The organism is Streptomyces sp. NPDC024698 (assembly GCF_055559015.1).
Map to the genome: position 1 here is coordinate 1 of NZ_JBVHLK010000060.1, position 1,882 is coordinate 1,882.

Consider the following 1,882-nt stretch of genomic DNA (forward strand, 5'->3'; position numbering starts at 1 on the left):
GCAGGTGGGCGGTCGAGGAATGCTTCCAGACGGCGAAGCAGGAGTGCGGCCTGGACGACTACCAGGTCCGCCGCTACCCCGGCTGGCACCGCCACGTGACCCTCGCCATGGCCGCACACGCCTGCCTGACCGTCCTGCGGGCCCGCCAGCTGGACATCGGGAAAGCAGAAACGGATCCTCCCAGCTCATCCGCCTGAGCCTCGCCGAGATCCGACGACTGATCACCCGCCTCACCAACCGTCGACCAACCCCGATCGAGCACATCCTGCACTGGTCGACATGGCGCCGACGACGCCAACACCAAGCCCGCATCAGCCACTACAAACGACGCGGACACACCCCACCAGAAACTACCCAACCATCAGAACAAACACCGTTGCAGTACTAGGCCGTGTGTCGAAAGTGGATCTTGGGCTATGAATGATCACGGTTCATGGGTCGGGGAGATCTCACGGACGAGCAGTGGGCGGTGCTGGAACCGTTGTTGCCGAAGGGTGCCAGGGCGGGGCGGCCACCCGTCTGGCCTCGGCGGCAGCTGATCGACGGCATACGGTTCCGGGTCCGGACCGGAGTTGCGTGGCGCGACATCCCCGTCGAGTACGGGCCGTGGAACCGGGTCTACGACCTGTTCCGCCGCTGGCAGCGGAACGGAGCCTGGCAGCGGATCCTCACCCGGCTCCAGTCCCTGGCCGACGCGAAGGGCGCGATTGTCTGGGACCTGAGCGTCGACTCCACGGTCTGCCGCGCCCATCATCACGCGGCCGGGGCCCGGAGACGGGGTGACCTGCAGAAGGAACCACCGGGCGGCATCTTCACCGAGCCCCATGATCATGGGCTGGGACGGTCGCGCGGCGGGTTCACCACTAAGCTCCACCTGGCCGTCGAGCAAGGTCAGAAGCCCATGTCGATCGTGGTGACGGCAGGACAGCGCGGGGACTCGCCGCAGTTTGAACCTGTGTTGGAGAAGGTCCGCGTGCCCCGCATCGGTCCGGGCCGGCCACGCGTCCGCCCCGACCGCGTGCGGGCCGACAAGGCATACGCCTCCCGCAGAAACCGCGCCTACCTGCGCCGACGCGGGATCCGCTGCACCATCCCGGACAAGGCCGATCAAGCGCGCAACCGCCGGAAGCTCGGTTCCCGCGGTGGCCGGCCGCCGTACTTCGACCCGGCCGACTACCGCGAACGCCATGCGGTCGAGTGCGGGATCAACCGCCTCAAGAGACATCGCGCCGTCGCCACCCGGTACGACAAGCTCGCCGTCCGCTACGAGGCGACCGTGCTCGTCGCGGCCATCAACGAGTTTGAACGGAGGTAGCCCTCCCGTCCTGGTTCACCAGTCCCGGCCGGAGGTCAGCTCCTCTGCATCCGCTTCCGTGAACCCGTATGCCGACGCGACGAAGCAGAACTCGTCACAGATCCACTCCCGCGCCACAGTCTCGATCTCGCTCCCGGCCGCCACGAACTCCCTCTCCAGCAGGTTGAACTCCTCCGTCGCAGCCTGGGTGAGTGCATACAAGCTCTCCAGGTCCGACGGCCGCTCGGCCTCGATGCGCTCGCACAGCCGCAGGAGGATCGCCTTCCCATGGTCGACCACGTGATCAGGGAAGTACGAGTCGTCGTACATCTGCCGCAGGAATGCGTGTCCCGCTATCTGCTGGTTTGTGATCGGCATGGCACATCCCTACCTCCGCGAAAAGCTGACGCGCCGATCATGCACAGCACCACTGACAACGACGCCCCCCATGGACGCCAAACCTGACGCGACCAGGACTTTCACAACAGGCCCTAGCTAGTAGGACTCCGTTAGGTCTGTCTCGCTCTTGGTGTCGAACGTGTTCTGGCAGGGAGGGGCTGGTGGCAGGTGGTGCATGTGCCGGTCCAG

At 66.1% G+C, this 1,882-nt stretch carries 2 protein-coding genes and 1 pseudogene; 2 read left to right on the forward strand and 1 reads right to left on the reverse strand.

From position 1 onward, the window contains the following. Positions 1 to 197: pseudogene (locus ACZ4AA_RS38430) on the forward strand (IS701 family transposase); the annotation flags it as partial. A 236-nt stretch (positions 198 to 433) separates the two neighbouring features. Beyond that, positions 434 to 1,315 (forward strand): IS5 family transposase, encoded by an 882-nt coding sequence (locus ACZ4AA_RS38435; RefSeq protein ID WP_467613366.1) that lies wholly within the window; start codon positions 434 to 436, stop codon positions 1,313 to 1,315. Positions 1,316 to 1,330: 15 nt separating this feature from the next. Here ACZ4AA_RS38435 and ACZ4AA_RS38440 read toward each other — a convergent pair whose 3' ends face one another. Then, positions 1,331 to 1,672, reverse strand: coding sequence for a DUF5713 family protein (locus tag ACZ4AA_RS38440; RefSeq protein WP_467613368.1), 342 nt, complete (start codon positions 1,670 to 1,672; stop codon positions 1,331 to 1,333). Positions 1,673 to 1,882: the final 210 nt, after the last annotated feature.